General features: G+C 57.5%; 7 protein-coding genes. 4 read left to right on the top strand and 3 right to left on the bottom strand.

Translation table 11 applies throughout. From position 1 onward, the window contains the following. The first annotated feature begins 171 nt into the window (after window positions 1–171). The gene (locus ACOOFE_RS07850) at window positions 172–5937 is read left to right on the top strand and encodes an antitoxin (protein WP_420414443.1); all 5766 of its coding nucleotides are present in this window, start codon (window positions 172–174) and stop codon (window positions 5935–5937) included. Between the two features lie 80 nt (window positions 5938–6017). Here ACOOFE_RS07850 and ACOOFE_RS07845 read toward each other — a convergent pair whose 3' ends face one another. Further along, window positions 6018–6509: a MarR family winged helix-turn-helix transcriptional regulator gene (locus ACOOFE_RS07845; protein ID WP_420414442.1), complete on the bottom strand. Its 492-nt coding sequence runs from the start codon at window positions 6507–6509 to the stop codon at window positions 6018–6020. Window positions 6510–6681: 172 nt separating this feature from the next. Here ACOOFE_RS07845 and ACOOFE_RS07840 point away from each other — a divergent pair, with 172 nt between their 5' ends. From ACOOFE_RS07840 to ACOOFE_RS07830, 3 genes are read left to right on the top strand one after another with little or no spacing between them, the layout of a single operon-like run. After that, window positions 6682–7710: a TRAP transporter substrate-binding protein gene (locus ACOOFE_RS07840; RefSeq protein WP_420414441.1), complete on the top strand. Its 1029-nt coding sequence runs from the start codon at window positions 6682–6684 to the stop codon at window positions 7708–7710. A 2-nt stretch (window positions 7711–7712) separates the two neighbouring features. Next, window positions 7713–8222, top strand: coding sequence for a TRAP transporter small permease (locus ACOOFE_RS07835; RefSeq protein WP_420414440.1), 510 nt, complete (start codon window positions 7713–7715; stop codon window positions 8220–8222). A gap of 3 nt (window positions 8223–8225) precedes the next feature. Next, window positions 8226–9533, top strand: a complete 1308-nt coding sequence (locus ACOOFE_RS07830; protein ID WP_420414439.1) for a TRAP transporter large permease — start codon at window positions 8226–8228, stop codon at window positions 9531–9533. A gap of 16 nt (window positions 9534–9549) precedes the next feature. Here ACOOFE_RS07830 and ACOOFE_RS07825 read toward each other — a convergent pair whose 3' ends face one another. Both ACOOFE_RS07825 and ACOOFE_RS07820 read right to left on the bottom strand, forming a co-directional pair. Continuing rightward, window positions 9550–10155 carry an ABC-type transport auxiliary lipoprotein family protein gene (locus tag ACOOFE_RS07825; RefSeq protein WP_420414438.1) on the bottom strand — a complete coding sequence of 202 codons (606 nt, stop codon included), beginning with the start codon at window positions 10153–10155 and terminating at the stop codon, window positions 9550–9552. Between the two features lie 26 nt (window positions 10156–10181). Beyond that, the gene (locus tag ACOOFE_RS07820; RefSeq protein ID WP_420414437.1) at window positions 10182–12185 is read right to left on the bottom strand and encodes an MlaD family protein; all 2004 of its coding nucleotides are present in this window, start codon (window positions 12183–12185) and stop codon (window positions 10182–10184) included. Window positions 12186–12188: the final 3 nt, after the last annotated feature.

Below are 12188 nucleotides of genomic sequence, written 5' to 3'. Positions count from 1 at the left end.
TACCATTTTGGTTGCAGCCGGTCAGCGGCGGCCCTCCTCTAACAACAGATCCGAACCGGAAACCTGTTAAAAATTACGGTTAGGATCAACGCATTCGGATGACCCTCATGGCAGCGACGGCTGACTGAGATCACCGGTGTGTAATGAGTACGGATGTGAGGCGACCCAAACATGGCAAATCCGACGAAGGCGAAAGATCCGGCGGAAGCAGCACTGTCTGCAGTTGAAGAAGCGCTGAAACTTGATTTCGGCGGTCCGGAAGCAACTCCCCCTGATGAGGAGCCTGATACTCAAGCCGAAGCGGCCCCGTCCCGGCGTGCTTCCAAAAAGTCGGACGAAAGTCAATCTGACCGCGACAATCAGCGCGGTTCTCGGCGCCGGAGCCGCGGAGGACGCCCGCCTGCGGCCAATGACGACCGCCGGAACATCGGCAACTTGATTTACGCGCTTCAGCGCCGGCCCTCGACAGCGCCATTTTGGGGGGCCTTTGCCCTGGCAGCAGTTTGGGCAGCTCTCGGCACGAGCCTCTTTATGTCGACCTTCGGCGAGAAGCTCGTTGCTGTCACTGACGCGCAATCACTGCTCCAGTCTCCGGACATGATCCTCGCAGCCATCGGGATCGTCGTTCCGATTATCTTCTTCTTTGTCATGGCCATGATGATTTGGCGCGCGCAGGAAATGCGTATTGTCGCCCGCGGCATGACGGAAGTCGCCTTGCGCCTTGCCGAACCGGAAGACATGGCCAAGGAATCCATTTTGAGCGTCGGTCAGGCCATCCGCAGAGAAGTCGCAGCCATGGGCGACGGCATCGAGCGGGCGATTGCCCGTGCCAGCGAGCTGGAAGTCCTTGTGCACAACGAGGTCTCCTCGCTGGAACGCTCTTACAATGACAACGAACTGAAGATCCGGTCGCTGATCGAAGAGCTGGTCACTCAGCGCGAAGCCATTGTCATGAACGCCGAGCGCGTGCGCGAAACCATTGCGGGCGCCCATGAGAACTTCGCGTCGCAACTGTCTGATACGTCTGGTGAATTGGGGTCCAACGTCGACCAGGCAACCCAACGCATGATCGACGCGGTCAACGAGCGCGTTGAAGAACTGACCAGCACAGTTGATGCCCGCATTGACTCTCTGGGCGCGACACTCAATGCCTCCGGCAATGAGATGGTGGAATCTTTGACGGTTCGTGCCGAAGATTATGTTGCCCGTCTGTCCACCACCGGCACCGAGTTGGTCGAAAACCTGTCGCAGACTGGTACGACCATGTGGGAGACCCTCTCCTATCGCGGCAACGAAGTGAACGAACGCTTCTCCGAAACTGCGAACACGTTTGTTGAGACCCTGTCCAAACAAGGCCTGGAGATCAACGAAACGCTTGCATCCTCCAGCTCTGAGGTCGTGGAAACCCTGAGCGGTAAGGCCGAAGAGTTCCGCAACGCTCTGGAGACCACCGGCACACAGGTCGGTGACGTCATTACGGCGCGCGGCGAAGAGATCAACGCGAACCTGTCCCTCACCTCTGGCCGTTTGATTGACACGATCACATCTCGGACCGAGGAACTGGTCACAACTGTCGACACACGGGTGACCCATCTGGACGAGGCTCTGGCGGAAACTGGCAGCAAGGTTGTCGAGAGTATTTCCGAAAAAGGTCAGGCCGTTACCGACACCATTTCGATCCGCGGTGCCGAAATCGTCGAAACCCTGTCCAGCCGCTCCACCGAAGTCGCAGAGATCCTGCGCGGCACCGGTGAAAGCATCGTGGTTGATCTGTCCCTGCGCGGCGGCGAAATCGCCTCCAAATTGGACGAGACCGCTGGCTCGCTTACGGAGACCATTTCCGTGCGCGGCGGCGAACTTGCCGACAAACTGGACAACATTTCCGAGCGGATTTACACCGCCATTTCCATCAACGGCAGCGAGCTGGACGAACGTCTGGCGGCCCGCAGCAACGAGATGGCAACTATTCTGGAACAGCAAACCATCGGCTTCCGCGAAACGCTGGAAGGCGTTTCCGGCCAATTCGCGGCTAGCCTGGGCGAACAAACCGGTTCGCTTAACCAGAAGCTGGCGGAAACCGGGACACAGCTGGCCGAACTCATCGGCAGCCGTGGCGACCGGGTCGCGGGCGACATCAACGAAATCAGCGGCAAGATCGCAGAAACCATCGAAGTCCGCGGCCAGGCACTCAACGAAGGCCTCAGCAACCGCTTGGGCGAATTGGAAACCATCGTCACAGACCGCGGCGGTCAGCTGATCGATGCTTTCGACACCAAGACATTGCTGCTCTCCGAAGCGCTCGACAGCCGTCTATCCACCTTGGATGTGACGTTCGAAAGCCGCATCGAAACCATGGACAGCAAACTCGGTGAGCGCATCGCAACCATGGATTCGTCCCTGGACCAGCGTTTCTCGACCATCGATACGTCGCTGAACGAGCGCATCACCACGATGGACGCAACTCTTGGCGATCGCATCTCCACTATGGATGCTTCCCTGGAGCAACGCTTCACAGCAATGGACACCTCCCTTGGCGAGCGCATCTCGGCAATGGACACCTCGCTGGACCATCGCTTCACGACGATGGACGCAACCCTTGGAGATCGCATCTCCACAATGGATGCGTCCCTCGAACAGCGTTTCACAACTATGGACGTCTCGCTCGGGGAACGTATTTCGACAATGGACGCCTCTTTGGGCAGCCACATCAACACCCTGGATCTAACCCTGGATCAGCGCACGGCATCGTTTGAAGCTGCGTTGGAGTCCCGGACCCAGATCCTGGGCGATGCCATCGAACAGCGCACAAATGTGATCAGCGAAGCGCTAGAAGATAAAACACGCAACATCACCGATGTTCTGGCCGATCGCTCTGATGCAATCACCCTTCAGCTTGGTCAGCGCGTTGAAGCAGCCGGCAACACGCTGGCAGACCGTGCCGACGATATCAGCACCAAGCTGACATCCCATGTCGATAGCGCCGCAGCTGCCATGGCCGAGAAAGCTGAAGTTTTGTCCGCGACCATGACCAGTGGAACGGAACGAATTGACGAGACACTGGATGCCCGTGCGCGCCAGATCTCCGATACGTTGATTTCCCGGACCAAAGAAATCGCCCAGGCCTTCGTCGAAGGTCAGGATGAAATGACCTCTGCCCTCGACAACCGTCTGACAGAAGCTGGCACTGTTCTGGGCAGACAGAGCGAACAGCTGACTGAATCCCTGTCCGAGCGTATTGCCGAAATCAATGTTTCGCTTGGAGCCAAGGTCTTCGAAGTTGCAGAAACGCTCGACACCCGAGCAGGTCAGCTGGAAACAGTCTTGAACGAACGCCTGGAGAGCATCTCGGGCACTTTGACCGGCGAAAGCGAACGGGCCCGCGATATCCTGACTGCTGTGATCTCTGAAGCCGGGGCAACCCTCTCGACAGAAAGCACACGCTTGCGGGATATGGTTCAGGACGCTGTTGCAAGTGCCGTTGAAACGTTGGCCAGCGAGCGCAGCAAAACCGTTGAGATTGTTGACGGCGCGCTTACAGATGCCACAACAAAGCTTTCCGGCGAAGGCGACCGGATGCGTCAGATCGTGCTGGGTTCTGTCGGCGAAGCCCGCGGCATTCTGGTCGGCGAAAGCCAGAAGGCTGCAGACCAGATCAGCCAGACAATGGCACAGGCGACCGGTTCACTTACAGACGAGAGCCAAAAGGCGGCGCTTCAGATCAGCCAAACTATGGAACATGCCACTGGGGCAATGTCCGGCGAAAGCGGCAAGATCCGTGATCTGGTGCTTGCAGCCGTTGGCGATGCAGCCCGGGCCATGGCCGCAGAAAGCGAGAAGGCACGGACACTCTACGCCGGTACGCTGGCTGAGTTCTCCGGCTCCCTGACCGGCGAAAGCGACAAGGTCCGCACCGAGCTTGCTGGTCTGATTGCAGAAATCTCCGGCAACCTGTCAGCTGAAAGCGAACAGGCCCGCATGACGCTCGCCAAGACGCTCGAGGAAATCCGCGGACAGATGTCCGGTGAGGCTGGCATGATCCGCGCCCGTGTCAACAGCGCGGTTTCCGAAGCTGCCAACCTTCTTGTCAACCGCGGCAATGAAGTGGCGGACGAGTTGCTCGAAAAGGCAACGGCCCTCAACGAGGCCTTTGGTGCCCGCTCCGGCGAATTGGCTAAGATCGTTGGCACCGATGGCAATGAACTGATCAGCGCGATCGAAACACGCGCCAATGATCTCACAGGACGCCTGTCTGAAGTTCATGGCGCGATCCTTGAGGCAATTACTGTCAAAGGCAAGGATGTCACCGACACCTTTGCCCATACCGGTCTCGATGCGACCCGTTCGCTCGTCGAAGCCGGGGACCGGATCGTTGCCTCCATCAACGAGCGCAGCGATCAGGCCACCCGCCTGCTCACCGATACAAAACTCCGGCTCGAGGCCGACGTTTCCGATATCCTCAATAAGATCGAGACATCGAACTCCAACCTCCAGTCCATCGTTTCCACAGCTGGTGAGAACCTCTCCGAAGTGGAAAGTAACCTGGCGCGCCGCGCTGGCGAGTTCCGCTCTGCGGTTGACCGGGCCGTATCGGAAACCACTTCGACAACCGGCTTGATCGACGAGCAAGTCAGCAACTTGCGGGACGTCACGTCGACGACATTGGCAGATATCCAGAACCTCACCAACCGCTTCGGGGACCAAGCAGAAGACTTGACCAAAGCAGCGCGGCATCTGGAAGACACCAACCGTTCTGTTGAGGGCCGCGTATCTGAGCGCAAGACCGCGATCGAAGATGTCGCCGACACGCTTCTGGCAAAAACCGAAGCTGTCGACACGCTCATGCGCTCGTTCACGCAAACCCTGTCTGAAACGCTGGAGACCGCCGACGACAAGGCCCGCGATGCGGCAGGCATGCTGAGTGCTGCTGCCGAGGCAGCGTCCAAGAAGGTCTCCGAGCAGTTCGAATCCATGCGCTTGACGGCTGGCATGGAAGGCCAGAAGGCCCGCGATGCGATCCGCTCTGCACAGGACGACATCATTGCGGAAATGTCCCGCACGGTCAGCGACGCGTCCGACCGGTTCAACGATGCGGCAACACGCATGCGCGATGTGGCCCGCGACGTTCACCGCGAACTGGAAGCAACGCGCAGCGAACTGAAACAAGGCGTGCTCAATCTGCCGGATGAAGCAGAAGAATCTTCTGCAGCGCTGCGCAAAGTGGTCAACGAACAGATCCGCGCCTTGACCGAGCTGTCCGACATCGTTGCCAAGCAATCCAACGCGCTCGATGTCTCCAAACCGCAGGCGCAGGCGGCAACTGCAACTGCTGCGCCGGTACAACAAGCTCCTGCTCCTGCTCCTGCCCCGCAGATCCCGCAGGCACCGGCATTCGTCCAGCAACAACCGCAGCCACGTCCGGCAGCTCCACAGCAGCCCGAAGCGCGTGGACCGGTCAACACCCGCCGTCAGCAACCGGCTCAGGCTGATGCCGGAAATCCCGCTGGCAAAGGCTGGGTCTCAGACCTGCTGCGCCGAGCCTCGCGTGATGAGGACGATGCTAGTGCCGACACCGAACAGGGCCGCACACCGCTGCAAACAGTGGAAAGCCTGAATTCGCTGTCTGTCGACATCGCCCGGGCAATCGACCATGAGACCTTCATCGATCTGTGGGAGCGCTACCGGAAGGGTGAACGGCATGTCTTCACCCGTCGTCTCTACACCCTGCAAGGCCAGCAGACGTTTGACGAGATCCGTCAAAAGTATGCGCGGGACCCGGAATTCCGGACCGCTGTTGAGCGGTACGTAGCCGACTTCGAGCAACTGCTCGCCCAGGTATCCCGCAACGATCGCGACAACATGCTGGGTCAGACCTATCTGACGTCTGACACTGGCAAGGTCTACACAATGCTGGCCCATGCCAGTGGCCGGCTCGACTAAGCCCTGGTCATAGAAATCAAAAAGGCGGCTCCCGGGCCGCCTTTTTTCATGTCCACTACCCCAATCCTGAACCGCCTAGCCTATGCCTCAGTCGGCGGCTCTGACACTGCCAGGTTGCCCCGGATCTTGGACATCGCCGCCAGCACGACCTGGATTTCATCGTCTTTCAGTCCGTCCAGCATTTGTTTTTCGACGGCCATCAGCTTTGGGGCGAGGTCTTCAAAAGCGGCGCGCCCCGTGTCGGACAGGGACAGAAGATAACTCCGTCCATCAGCTGCATTGGCGTTCCGTTTCAAAAACTTGCGCTCTTCCATGCGTTTGACGGCCCGGCTAACCACCACCTTATCCATACTGGACCGGAAGACGATTTCACTGGCCTGCATACCTTCAGAGCTGGATCCGAGGATCGCCATGACCCGCCATTCCGCCGGTGTCATGCCGTAATCACGTTGATAGATATCTGAAAGTGCACGGGTTACATCAGAATAAAACACACGGACCAGGTAAGGAAAAAAGGTTTCCAGCTGGAACCCGCCTGGCTTCAAATCCGTGTCAATCTCGTGTCCTGTCATCGTCTTAAAAAACCCTTTGACGGCCTATCATTCCGGTTCAACTTTTGGCGCACCGTACTGTTTTGCGAGATTTTACGATTGACTTAGTTTCAAATGCAACTAATTTCGACACACTCACTTCAAGAATGGAAGCGACGGACATCGGCGTGAGACCGAATTGGGAGGAAAAGCCGTGAAACATCCAAAATATCTTTCGATCCTTGCCGGCGCTGCGGCCGGTGCCTTGACCGGCCTGGTTGCCAGCGCCTCTGCTGACGAACTGGTTCTATCGTCCTGGCTGCCGCCGAAACATCCGGTCGTCACCGGAGTTATCCAGCCGTGGGCACAACAAGTTGCCGACGCAACTGAAGGCCGTGTCACAGTCCGCGTCCTGCCAAAGCCGCTTGGACCGCCGCCGGCTCATTATGACCTTGCTGCAGATGGTGTTGCCGACATCACTTATGGCCTGCATTCTTTCACCAAGGATGACCGGTTCTTGCGATCGCGCATCGGCCAGTTCTCCTTTATCGCAGACACTGCGACCGATGGCTCCAAGGCTTATTGGAATGTCTATGGTGGCAGCCTGAAGGCGCAGGACGAGCACAAGGGCACCAAACTTCTTGGTCTCTGGGTGCATGGCCCTGGCATGTTCCACAACAACCAGCGCAAGATCGAAAAACCGGAAGACTTTTCTGGTCTGAAAGTGCGCACACCGGGCGGTTACATCGCCGGCCTGTCGCAAGACCTCGGCATCACCACCCAGTTCATGGGCCCGGGCGAAGTTTATGAAAAGCTGTCCCGTGGCGTCATTGATGGCGTGACCTTCCCGATGGAAGCGCTCCAGGCCTTCAAACTGACGGATTACATCAAGTACTCCATGAAAGTGCCGGGCGGTATCTACAACACCTCCTGGTTCCTCGTCATGAACGAAGACATCTGGGACGGCATCTCTGCCGAAGATCAGGCGGCGATTGAAAAAGTTTCCGGCGAAGCGCTTGCAGAACTTGCTGGCGGTGTCTGGGACGGTGCAGATAGCCGTGGCGCTTCTTACATTGCCGACAAGGACATCGAAGTCTACGACGCCCCTGCCCCGGTTCTGGCAGCGATCAAGGCACTGGCTGAAAAGCATGAAGGTGCCTGGGTCAAGGCAGTGTCGGAAACCGGCTTTGATGGTGCAGCTGCCTTGGGCGAATTCCGCGCCCAAACCAACATCAGCAACTGATCATGACGGCAACGTCCAAAAAAACCAACGCGGGCTGGATCTCCAAGATCCTGCCCGTGATGACTTATGTCCTCGGTTCAGCCTGCCTTTTGGTCATGTTTGCCTTGATCGGCCTGACATGCGTCGACGTGGTGGCAAGATATGTTTTCAACAGTCCGGTGACTGGGGCCTATGAGCTGACCGAACTGCTATTGGCGACTCTGATTTTCCTGGCGCTTCCGCTGACGACGGCTGCCGGCGAACATATTGAAGTTGAGCTTCTCGATGGCATGAAGAGCCGGGTGCTCAAGCGCCTCGGTACTGTCATTGCTGGGGTCTGCACCATCACAATCTTTGCTCTGATCGCCATAGAGCTGATCGAACATGCGGACAAACTGCAGCGGCGAGAACAAGTGACCGATTCCCTTGAAATTCCGCTCTTTATCATCGGCTGGCTGGGGTCTGTTTCCTTTGCTGTTTCCGCAATCGCCGCCGCCGTCTTCTCCTACAACCGTTTTCGTAAAGGGGCCTAACTCGTGCTCGAGGCTCTGATTGGATTTGGCGCCCTTTTCAGCCTGGTTCTGGTGCGCGTACCGATTGCTGTTGCGATGATCATCGTCGGAACCGCCGGTTTTGCCATGCTGCGCAATTGGAATGCAGCCTTCAATCTTCTGGGCAATGCCGCCTTTGATACTGGCTTGTCCTTCACCCTGTCGGTGATCCCGCTGTTCATCTTGATGGGCAACCTTTTGACCATTTCCGGCGTCAGCCAGTCGCTGTTTACGACCGCGCATCGCATGTTGCACCGGATGCGCGGCGGTCTGGCGATGGCTGCAGTCGTTGCCTGTGGCGGGTTTTCTGCCGTCTGTGGCTCGTCGCTGGCAACAGCCGCCACCATGTCCAAAGTGGCCATGCCATCTATGCGCAAGGCCGGATATGCTGACAGTTTGGCAACCGGATCAATCGCCGCTGGCGGCACGCTCGGCATTCTGATCCCGCCCAGCGTTATTCTGATCATCTACGGTCTATTGACGGAAGCCGACATCGGCAAACTGTTTATTGCCGGCATCATCCCGGGGCTTCTGGGCGTCGTCTTTTATATGGCAGCCGTTTATGTAACCGTTCTTTTCAAGCCGAAACTCGCGCCCAGCGAACATGAAGACATTCCGGTAGAACGTAAAGATATCTGGGGTGTCTTGGCGGTGCTCGGGCTGTTTGCCGTCATCATGGTCGGTATCTATGGCGGCTTCTTCACGCCAACCGAAGCGGCCGGCATCGGTGCAGCAACCGCATTTCTGATCGCACTTTTGTCCGGTGGTCTGACTTTTGAAAAACTGTTCAGCGCCGGGCTCAATTGCGCGCGAACCACCGCGATGATCTTCGCAATCATCATTGGCGCGGAGGTCTTTTCCAACTTCATCAGCTATGCAGGTGTTCCAGACGCCCTGCTCAACTACGTCCAATCCCTCGACGTAAATGCCTATGTGGTTATCCTGGTCCTGGTGCTGATCTATGTGGTTTTGGGGGCGGTTCTGGAAAGTCTGTCGATGATCCTCTTGACTGTGCCGGTGTTCTTTCCGCTCGTCACATCGCTCGACTTTGGCACCGGCCTGCTCAGTGATCCGGAACTGGTATTGATCTGGTTCGGAATCATCGTTGTTGTGGTCACCGAAATCAGCCTGATTTCCCCACCGATCGGCCTCAATGTCTTTGTGCTGCGCTCTGTCCTAACCGATGTGCCACTGCGCACGATGTTCGCTGGCATCCTGCCGTTCTGGGCGGCAGACATCCTGCGCCTGATCCTGCTAATCGCAGTACCGGCGTTCTCACTGGCGTTAATATAGATAGATTATTGGGCGCTCAGACGTTTCTGAGCGTCCAGGCGGCAATGTCGGAAAACACCTGCTCTGCAGACTGGTTCATGGCCGCAACCGCCTTATCCACGTCCGAACTTCCAGAAGGTGTTTCGCGCCGGAAAACCTTGCTGGCGACGGTCCGGCCATTACGATCATTGACCACCCGAGCCGCGATCTCGACAACGCCCCGGTTTGCGCGCTCAATATTGAGCTCAAACGCCCGGATATCTGTCTGCAACTGATAATCGATCAACAGGCCATCGCCCGGCAACCCAACACCGCGCAAGCGTCCAGTGTTCTGCAGGGTTTGAACCAGCTTGGTCTGCACGACATTCGGCAGCGTGTCCGCCCAGGCAACTTTCGGAAAGTAGGAATAGACCGGACCGCTGTCGACAACGGCAATATAAGAAGTATCGAGAGCTTTCAGCGCACGCGGCGGGGCCACAAGCACCTGCACACGGCTTGAGCGTCCAGACACACTGCCAACGTCAGCGGCCTGAAGGCTATAAAAGGCGGAGGGACCGGAACTGGTGCAGCCGGAAACCACGGCACTGCCACAAAGAGCGCCGACGAAAGCCCGTCGGGTCAGCCGGCTGTCTGCCTGTGTCATCCGCGTTTGTCCTTTACTCACCTTACTCACCGGCGCCGCCCGCCTTGATATGTCGGCACCTCTTCGCCGCCGAAGATGATCCGGTTCGGCTGTTGTTCAAAGCTTTGCGCAGCCCGTTGAATAGATACCAGTGTCCGGTTGAATTGCGCCAGTGCCGACGATAGATCCGCGGAGCCTTGTGTAGCAAATTTCGACAGGCCGCCTGCAATGGAATCGGCACGGCTTTCGAAAGCAACGGCAACCTTGCGGATCGCCCGGGCCGCCAGCGTTGCTTCCTTGATCAATCCCTCGCCGTCGCCGTCGACCATCTCGGATACTTTCTCGACCAGGCTTTCCACCCGGACAGAGGTGGAGTTCAATGTTGCCGTCATTTGCTTGGCGTCAGTGATGATCTGATCGACATCTGGGGTCCGCTTGGAAAGATCCGCGGTCATTTGCTGGACATTGTCCGCAGCCTGACGTGCACTTGCCAAGATCGCCGGAATGCCGTCTTCGCCAGCCAGCCCTGAGGCCGCTGTTTCAACCGATCCAACAATATTGGCGACTTTCTCCGGATCAACTGCTTTCAAGAGATCGTCTGCCGACTGCAACGTCGCCGCAAACCGTTCCGCGGCGGACTGAACGTCACTGATCAGCGCCGCTATCCGGTCATCCTGACCTCGGACTGTCGCCGATACCGCTTCGAAATTCTGGATGGTCGACTTTGTGGACGCGATGATCTCGTTGATCTGGCTTTGCTGATTGTTGAAGTTGTCGATCACGCTCGCAACACCATCAACCGCTTGTCCCACCTTGTCCGGGTCGACGCTGGCCACAATTTCATCAACCCGAAGCAGTGATGCGTTCAGCCCACTGGTAAAGGTGCCGACTGAGGCGACAATCTCCTCGATCTGAAGCGGATCGATCACTGCCGCGACTTCAACTCCACGTGTGACGATTTCATCAACTTTCACAACAATATCGCGGCTACCCGTGATCACTTCAGAGATGGTTCCCTCACGCTGACGGATCATGTCGACGATATTGTTTACACCCTGCATGGTGCTTGTGGTTGCGACCACCAATTCGTCGATTTCACTGGAGCGTTTTTTCAAGACATCGCCGAGCGCAGCAGCGCCTTGCATGACCGCTTCGATATCTTCCGGTTTGACCGCCTGAACAATGGATTCCACCTGTCCGAGGCCGCTGTTCAATCGCTCCGTAAAGGCAGCCAGATCTTTGGCAACGCCTTGGGCATCGGCCATCACAGCATCAATGTCGTCGCCGGCCTTGCCGAGACTTGCAGAAAAGGTCTGCAAATCGTCGACAATGGCCGTGACTTTGTCAGAGGGCACAGCGGCCAGCAGCCGTTCGCCTTGGTCCACCAGACCTTCCATCCGGCCAGACAGGCTGGAAAAGGCTTCTGACGCCTTGCCGATGCTGGCCATGAAGTCTTCAACGCCATCCGCATTGGCCGCCAGCGCGTCCGAGAATGTTTCGACATTCTGGATAGTCTTTGCGATCGCCGGGCCATTCTCCTTTAGCAGCGTATCGACGGTCTGCATGGTCGAATCTGCCCGTTTCAGGACATCACGGGCTCCATCCACGATATCGTCGAAAAATGAGCGCTCGGCGTGAAGCACCGGGATGTTGTTAGGATCCTGATCACCGTCCGGGTTGAGCAGAAGCGGCGCGGAGCTCGTCCCGCCGGTCAAATCGACATAGGCAACGCCCGTCAATCCGGTGAAATTCAAGGTTGCTTTGGTATCTTCACGCAGCGGCGTGGACGGGCGGATCCGGACCGTCGCCAAAACTTTGGTCGGATCACCTGGGGCAAAATCCAGCGACTTCACGTCACCGACCCGGATGCCGTTGAACAGAACCTGCCCGCCAACCGGAAGCCCTGTTACCGGACCCGGATAGAGGATTTTCACTTCAACATTTTGCCGCGATTCAGCCGTCACTGCGAGCCAATAGATGAACCCGAACGCACTGATCAGGATCGCGATCATAAAACCGCCAATCAGAATGTAATTTGCGCGGGTTTCCATTCA

This window comes from Roseibium sp., assembly GCF_965216085.1.
Classification (GTDB): Bacteria; Pseudomonadota; Alphaproteobacteria; order Rhizobiales; family Stappiaceae; genus Roseibium.
The sequence above is the reverse complement of the archived record's forward strand: the minus strand, read 5'-3'. Positions and strand labels throughout refer to the sequence as shown.